This window comes from Kocuria tytonicola (genome assembly GCF_003687455.1).
Taxonomy (GTDB): Bacteria; Actinomycetota; Actinomycetes; order Actinomycetales; family Micrococcaceae; genus Kocuria; species Kocuria tytonicola.
The window spans coordinates 1-407 of the sequence record NZ_PHOA01000225.1 but is presented as its reverse complement, the minus strand read 5'-3'; the positions used below and the strand labels follow the sequence as shown (position 1 = coordinate 407).

Annotated in this window: 1 protein-coding gene; it reads left to right on the top strand. The window is 78.4% G+C overall.

The features are described from left to right. Positions 1-89: 89 nt before the first annotated feature. The coding region (locus CWC38_RS11945) for a 4'-phosphopantetheinyl transferase family protein (protein WP_500683901.1) at positions 90-407 on the top strand (318 nt) is incomplete at its 3' end.

Sequence of the window (407 nt, the reverse complement as noted above, 5' to 3'; positions counted from 1 at the left end):
GCGCTCACCGTGCCCGGAGGACACCACGGTCTGTTCGAGCACCCCGAGCTGCTGCACCGGGCGCTGTGGGAGCAGGACGGGGGTGTCCGGTGAGCGCGGGAACCGCCGTGCTGCGGCACCCCGTGTGGGCCGAGCACCGCCGCCGCGTGCCCGGGGCGCCGGCGGACCTCACACTGCATGTGCTGCCGCTGGCGCAGCTCGCCCCGTGGGCCTTCGCGGCCGCGGACTGCCTCACGGAGGAGGAGGTGGCCCGCGCCCACGCCGGGCAGGAGGCCCGCGCGCGGGAGCTGTTCACGGTGTCCCGCGTGGCGCTGCGCCACGTGCTCGCGCACCGGCTCGGCTGCCGGCCCGGTGAGGTCCCGGTGGTGCACGACCCCCGCAGCGGGGCCCCGCTGCGGGGGTCGTGC